Below are 6,714 nucleotides of genomic sequence, written 5' to 3' on the forward strand. Positions count from 1 at the left end.
CGATTCGACGCCGTCACCAGGTCGGCGAAAAGTGAGACACATTGCCTGCTCGACGTTCTCGCAACGGTGCCGGTCCGAACCCTGAGCCGTCCCCCGGACCAGCCGATGACGCGCCTGCCGACCTGCGCGCCGACGCCCGCCACAACCGCGAACGCATCCTGAAGGCCGCACGCGGGGTGTTCGCGGCCCAGGGCGTGGACGCCCCCATGAGCGCGATCGCCCGCCGGGCCGGCGTAGCCGTGGCCACCCTCTACCGTCACTTCCCGACCCGCTCCGCCCTCGTGGCTGCTGCGTACGACGATCAGCTCGCCGTGTGCACGGCCGCCCTTGAGGAGGCACTGGCCGACCCGAACCCGGCGCACGGCCTCTTCCGCCTCCTGGAGACGGCCTGCACCACGCTGGTCACCGACCGCGGCTTCGACACGGTGTTCATGACGCGCTTCCCTGCGGCACTGGACGGCAACCGGGAGCGCACCCGAGCGGAGGAGGGCCTGTCACGCCTGATCCAACGCGCCCGCGCCGCCGGACAACTTCGTGACGACTTCGACCCCGCTGACATCACGATCCTCCTTCTGGCCGTCAGCGGCCTGGCCCAGCAACCCCCCGAAACCGCCCTGCCCGCCGCCCGCCGCCTCGTCACCTACCTCTTCCAGTCCTTCCAGGCCCACCCTCCGTCCCGGCCGGGCCCACTGCCTCCTGCCCCACCCATAAATCTGCAGAAGCTTCGTGACTGTCCGGCCACGTAGTGCCCTCACGGCCGGGACATGAGTGAGGAAAGCCGATCCACGCGCCAGCCAGGGTGACGACGCCGGTGCGACCGAACTCGCGGAATGTGCCGCACTCTCCTCGGCGCAGCCGTAGCACCGTCTTCCGGCGAACGAGCGAGAGATGATCTCATGCGACGAACCGCGTACGTCGCGAGCCAGGCCGTCACACACCTGAAGGTGCCCGCAGGAGCCTTCCAGTGAGCTCGGCACGCCTGCCGCATTCCTTGAAGGACACCGCACACGCTCGCCGTCGTACGCGCCCGCCTCGCCTTCGCCGAAGACGTCCGCCGGCTCTGGCGCGTATACGGCCCCTGGGCTTGGACGCCGGAGGTGTCCCACTCGATCGGTGTGGGCGAGCGGAGCATGGCCGACGCCCTCGTGCACTGCAACGCCGCCGACGGCGAACAACGCAGCAAAACTGCGTGCGTTCGTGGAAGTGAAACGCGGCACCAGGGTGGCGGGCGATACGCCGTGATGCTGATCGACCACGCACTCCTGGTCCGGTACACGGCCCAACCCGTCGGCCGGCGCCGCCCGATGGCGCGCCCCGCATGGATGCGTTGGTTTCCGGTCTTCCCCCACGTCCTGTTTCGTCCTCACCGGCGCCTCCCGGACCAGTCGGGTGAACGACCTGCAGGCAATGGCCGCCCCGCACCCGCTCGGTTCGCGGCACTCGCCTGCGAAATCCGCCTGGCGTCACCCATGGGAAGACTGCGAGGAAGCCGGCCCCAACCAGGCCGTACGGCTGTCACCGGCCAGCGGCGGGTACCGCCCTCGGACGGCCCTGTAAGTCTTCCCGAGGGGGCCTGGGCGGTACGGCTGGAGAGCCTTTCGTCATGCCAGGCCGCGAGCAACTCGGTTACCAGCGCCGGAGACTGGAGAGGCCCCAGTTCCTGGGGGCAGCAGCCCCTCGAAGGGCGGCGGCTGCCCGACGTACCGCGACACCGAGACCACGACCTCGTCACCCAGAGCCTGGCCCTCACCGACGCCACCAAACGGAGCCAGCGGCTACAGGTCAAGGAAGGTGAGGACGCCGCAGTGGTGCCGGCCGTCCTCCTCGACCTGCACGCAGGGCAGGCGACGGGTGTCTGAGCTGGTCAGCGGCGACGCGTTCCTGCCCTTCTTCGAGTCGCCGCCCTGACCGTCATCGGGGCTCACTCCATACGTGGAGCCTCACTTGATCGGTGGCCACCTCGGAGAAGCTCAGTGAGCACGCGGTTGCCGCACGCCTTGTCACCCCGGTCCGGGGTGCGCTGACTACGACCGACAGCATCCCTTCACTCCAACTCCTCAGATAGAACATTCTATCTTGACAAGTGATCGTACGAACGGCACCCTCAGGTCGGAGCAGAACGTTCGGTCGGCATTGACTGGGCCCGGGGCGGAGGTTCGCGACTGGGTAGAGCCGGACGTGCCACGAATGTGCCACCCCCCTGTATCGCCCTGTCACCTGTTGAACAGTTCCGAAAGGGTCACGTGACCACCGTGGAATCTCGCGTCGCAGTAGGAAATGCCCCGGCCCTGCGCGCTTTGTACTTCGTGCGGTTCACCTTCGCCGCCGTCTGGGCTGCTCTGCTGTTCGCGGCCAACTCCCCGCTTACCTTGCTCGCGATCGATCTGCTCGTGCTCTACCCCTTGTTCGACGTCGGCGCGGCAGTGGTCGACGCATACGCATCCCGCGGTGCTGGAGTGGTACGCGGTTTGCTGGGCCTGAACATCGCGATCAGTCTCGGCGGCGCCGTCGGTCTCGCCATCGCAGGCGGCTCAGGTATGCCCGCGATCCTGCGGGCATGGGGGGCCTGGGCAATCGTGTCGGGACTCGTCCAACTGATCGTCGGCATTGTCCGCCGCAGAATGGGCGGCCAGTGGCCGATGATGCTTGCCGGTAGCCTGTCCATGCTGGCCGGATGGTCGTTCATCTTCCAGGCGTCCGCACCGGATCCGAATCTGAAGAGCGTGGCCGGATACATGGTGCTCGGTGGGATCTTCTTCCTCATCTCCTGCCTCCGTCTCGGACCGCGTTCCGCACCATGCGGGTGCAGACTCTGCAGCGGTTGAGGCTGGCCAACCTGGGCGGCGGAGGCCCCACTTGAAAGGGCTCAGAGGTCATCCGCCATCCGAACCTGATCGCTTGGTTCGGACGGGGGTCCGTCTTCAAAGGATCTTGCCCAGAGCAGGATTGACGCGAAACTGACCGCTACCTCGTAGGAGGTGGCGGTCTTGTCGTATCTGGTGGCAATACCGCGGAAGCCTTTGAGGCGGTTGAAGCACCGTTCAACGACGTTGCGGCGGCGGTAGACGCGAGGGCCGTACGCCGGTGGCCGGCCACCGCGACTGCCGCGGTTGTGCCGCTGTCGCTGCTGGTCGGCTTTCTCCGGGATGGTTGCAGATGATGCGGCGTTTGCGCAGGTAGGCGCGGAATTCGAGGGAGCTGCAGGCCTTGTCGGTGATGATCTGGTCGGGGCTGGAGCGAGGACGTCCACGTCCGGTCCGCAGGACCCGGTCGCGTTGCGGAATCCGCCGCGAAGCAGCGCTGTTTCCGGCGGACTTCGGACCGCTGCCGTGCGAGGCGGGCCGTGGACGTCAGCGGTGGATCCGTCGGTCAATCGGCTGGGAAGTGCTTGCGCCTGATGGGTAGATCGTTCAGTCTCGTGACACCAGTTCCACGGAAAGACAGGAATCGATGAGCCCATTGCTTATCCGCGCACTCGGTCCGGGCCGGACATCCAAGGCAGGCCGCTCGGCAGCGGGTCTGGTCCTTGTCCTGGCCGCCAGTGTTCTGGCAGCCTGCGCACCGACCACGGCCGCCACCACAAGCACCGAGCCTGAACAACCGGCCAAGTCCAGGGCCTGGTTCACCTCGTGGGCCAGCTCCCAGCAGGGTGTCTCCTCCACAAGTCTGAGTGATCAATCGGTGCGGATGATCAGCCACCTCAGCCAGGGAGGCGACGCACTGCGCATACGCGTCCAGAACACCTTCGGCCAGGCCCCTCTCACCGTGAACGCGGCGACGGTCGCGCACAGCGACGGCAGCGGCGCCGCGACGGAAGACAAGCCGGTCCCCGTCACGTTCGCCGGCCGGAACACGGTCGTCGTCCCGGCCGGCGGCGAGGTGTGGAGCGATCCTGCGAGGCTCCGCACCTCGGCCGAGGACGACGTCGCGGTGTCGCTCTCCGTCTCCGGCACGGTCGCCCCGGGCATCCACAACAGCGCCTTCCGCACCAACTACCTGACCCCACCCGGCTCCGGTGACCACACCGGTGACGCCTCGGGTGCACCGTTCACGGAGACGACCGGCTCCACATACCTGGTCAGCGCCGTCGACGTGCACAACCCGCGGCTGCGCGGCACCCTTGTCGCCTATGGGAGTTCGGTGGTCGACGGAGTCGGATCGACCAACTGCGGACCGGGTTGCGAACGCCCCGGCGCCAACCTCCGGTGGACGGACGACGTGGCCCGGCGCATCACGCGAGAGCTGCCCGCCAACCAGCGGTTCACCGTCGCCAACGCGGGTATCGCAGGCACCACGAGCGCGGAAACGTGTCCACGTACCGACCCGGCCCTGAGCGGCCTGGAAGGCGTCAACCGGCTGGAGCGCGACGTTCTTGCACTCCACGGTGTCACAGGTGTCCTTTACTACTACGGCACCAACGATCTCGTGTCCGGGTGCGGCGCCGGTCAGATCTTGGACAGCTACCGCGACGTCTTCCGGCGGCTGCATGCCGAGGGCATCAAGGTGTACGTCACCCCTATCACTCCTCGCCCGGGTTACACGGACCAAAACAACAAGGACCGGAACACCGTCGGTCTGTTCGTGTCGAAGTGGAACAACTGCGCAGGTACCTGTGACGGTGTCCTTCCCTTCGACCAGGTGCTGAGGGATCCCTTGAAGCCGAACAGCATCCATCCGTCGTACGACGTCGGAGACGGTATCCACGCCAACATCAGCGGGCAGGAGGCCTTGGCCGATATCATCTCGCTCCCGATGCTGGCGGCGTCCGCGTCCCCATGACCCGGCCCGTGCGCGCCGACGCCGAGCACACCCCGGATCGGTGGTGAAGCGGTTCGGATGGCGCTTGGTCGTTCTTGGCGGGCGACGCCCAGGATGGCCGACGAGCCGGCGGTGCTGGGCCTTGAGGTAGCGCGTCTGCTCGTCGGCGAGTACTTCAAACCGCGGTGTACTCGACGTCGGTCACATCATCGGGGAGAGCTCGTTCATGTGCTGCCGCACGTGCCGACGCCGGCGGCGGACAGCTACGCCCTGACCGAGGACGACGCGCACATGCCACAGCGCATCAGCAGGCTCATCGCTTCCTCACCGCCCGGCTTCCCATCCGGCTCAATCAGCGTCACGCGGGTCACGGCCTCCTGCAGTACGGAACGTCTGCACGGGGGGACGTCGCCCCCGACGGCCGGGCGGCTTCGCACCAACGGCTTGCATCCCGACCGTTTACATCGATGTACATTCCGCTTTAGCCTGACGCCGCACTCGCCCATTGAGAAGGAGCACCATGGTGATCCTGCGACTTCGGCATGCCCTCAGACGGCATCGACTCCTCGCACTCGCACTGACCGGCGTACTGGGCCTGCTGGCAGCTGCCCCCGCCACCCCCGCGCCCATGAACACCGGCCCGGCGGGCTCACCGCCCGGCCTCACGGCCACCGGAACCCCGCTGCGAGACGGAACAGGTCTGTATCCACGGGTCATCCGGCTCACGCACAACGGTGCGGCCAACGGGCGCATCCTCGCCAGCGTCGTCACCTTCGACGGCAACAACGGCATCGGAGCGATCCACGAGAGCACGGACTCGGGAACGACCTTCCGCGAGGTCGGCAGGATCGCCGACCCCGAGTCCGCAGCCGGCCAGGGGCTCTGCTGCACCACCCTGTTCGAGCTGCCCCGCCAGGTGGGCGCACTGCCGGCCGGCACCCTGCTGTGGGCCTCCTCCGCCGGCCAGGACGAGCAGAACCGCCGAATGGCGCTGCGGATCTGGCGGAGCAACGACGTGGGCCGCACATGGTCCTACCTGTCGTCCTGCGCCGTCGCGAACGGCACGAGCGGGCTGTGGGAACCAGAGTTCTCAGTGGCCGCCGACGGCGCCCTGGTCTGCCACTACTCCGACGAGACCGACGCCGCGCACAGCCAGAAACTCGTCGCGGTGCGCACCTACGACGGGGTGCACTGGGTGGACCGCCACAACACCGTGGCCAGCTCCTGGACTCCCGACCGGCCCGGCATGCCGGTGGTGCGACGGCTGCCCAACGGCACCTACTTCATGAGCTACGAGATCTGCAATCCCGGCGGTCAGTACCAGTGCGTCGTGCACTACCGGACCTCCGCCGACGGCTGGAACTGGGGTGACCCCGCCAACCTCGGCATCCGGCCCGAGACGGCGGACGGCAGGTACTTCCGTGCCACCCCGACCATCGCCTGGGCTCCCACGCCGGGCAAGGGAACCGACGGCAGGCTCCTGCTGATCGGGCAGCGCCTGCTCAACCGCGACGGCAGCGTCGCCGCGGGCAGCGGACGCACGATCCTCACCAACTCGCAGAACGGCAGCGGACCCTGGACGGCGATCACCGCACCGGTGACCGTGCCTGATCCACAAGTGAACTACTGCCAGAACTACAGTTCACCACTGCTGCCTTCGTTGGACGGGCAACGCGTCCTGCAGCTGGCCACCGACTTCGAAGGCACGGTGTGCCGCACGTACTTCGGGACGGGCCGCCTGCCCTAGCACTGGGCCGGCGCCCGGTGTGAGCCTCTCCTCGGCCCCGAACCGATCAGCTTCGGGGCCGAGGCGCAGCCCGTGACGGCAGGCCGCGCCCGCCCCAATACTCCAGCAGCACTTTGACGTTTTCCCTGTTCAGGGGCGGTCTGGGTGAGTGTAGAGGGCTGGTTGCCGGCCCGTGTTCTCTTTCCCGGGCCGCCCCTCGATCGTGTGCA

5 protein-coding genes are annotated in these 6,714 nt (G+C 67.7%); 4 read left to right on the forward strand and 1 reads right to left on the reverse strand.

Annotated elements, in window-relative coordinates; translation table 11 throughout:
* Positions 1 to 41: 41 nt before the first annotated feature.
* Entirely contained in the window at positions 42 to 746 is a 705-nt protein-coding gene (locus tag H293_RS0146100; RefSeq protein WP_028808801.1) for a TetR/AcrR family transcriptional regulator, read from the forward strand.
* 1,029 nt (positions 747 to 1,775) lie between these two features.
* On the opposite strand, the gene H293_RS58855 is transcribed toward H293_RS0146100, so the two are convergent.
* Positions 1,776 to 1,925 (reverse strand): hypothetical protein, encoded by a 150-nt coding sequence (locus tag H293_RS58855; protein ID WP_020124530.1) that lies wholly within the window; start codon positions 1,923 to 1,925, stop codon positions 1,776 to 1,778.
* A 318-nt stretch (positions 1,926 to 2,243) separates the two neighbouring features.
* Here H293_RS58855 and H293_RS0146110 point away from each other — a divergent pair, with 318 nt between their 5' ends.
* The 3 genes from H293_RS0146110 to H293_RS0146125 all read left to right on the forward strand — a co-directional run bounded on the left by H293_RS0146110 (position 2,244) and on the right by H293_RS0146125 (position 6,505).
* Positions 2,244 to 2,825: a hypothetical protein gene (locus H293_RS0146110; protein WP_028808802.1), complete on the forward strand. Its 582-nt coding sequence runs from the start codon at positions 2,244 to 2,246 to the stop codon at positions 2,823 to 2,825.
* Positions 2,826 to 3,450: 625 nt separating this feature from the next.
* Entirely contained in the window at positions 3,451 to 4,779 is a 1,329-nt protein-coding gene (locus H293_RS0146115) for a GDSL-type esterase/lipase family protein (RefSeq protein ID WP_028808803.1), read from the forward strand.
* A 499-nt stretch (positions 4,780 to 5,278) separates the two neighbouring features.
* Positions 5,279 to 6,505, forward strand: a complete 1,227-nt coding sequence (locus tag H293_RS0146125) for a sialidase family protein (protein ID WP_020124534.1) — start codon at positions 5,279 to 5,281, stop codon at positions 6,503 to 6,505.
* Positions 6,506 to 6,714: the final 209 nt, after the last annotated feature.

Origin of the sequence: Streptomyces canus 299MFChir4.1, from assembly GCF_000383615.1 — a bacterium.
GTDB classification, from domain to species: Bacteria; Actinomycetota; Actinomycetes; order Streptomycetales; family Streptomycetaceae; genus Streptomyces; species Streptomyces canus_C.